The organism is Veillonella parvula (assembly GCF_024461875.1).
GTDB lineage: Bacteria > Bacillota > Negativicutes > Veillonellales > Veillonellaceae > Veillonella > Veillonella parvula_I.
In genome coordinates, this window is the sequence record NZ_JANGAL010000197.1 from 1 (window position 1) to 206 (window position 206).

At 47.6% G+C, this 206-nt stretch carries 1 protein-coding gene; it reads right to left on the reverse strand.

Features of this window, described 5'->3' with window-relative positions; genetic code table 11:
• The coding region (locus NE668_RS10330) for a PfkB family carbohydrate kinase (RefSeq protein ID WP_256197047.1) at positions 1 to 206 on the reverse strand (206 nt) is incomplete at both ends.

Sequence of the window (206 nt, forward strand, 5' to 3'; positions counted from 1 at the left end):
ACCGTTAAAAGTCTCGCCAGCGCCTGTTGTATCTACGGATTCAACCTTGAAGCCCGGTTCGATGCGGATTTCACCGTCGTCAGCATAACCTACGCCTTTGCTACCAAGGGTATCGATGATTTTATTTTCGTTCGCCAGCAAGGTTTCCTCTGTAGAGTGGTTAGGGTAGAGGGCAGATAACTCATGTTCGTTTGGTGTAATATAGG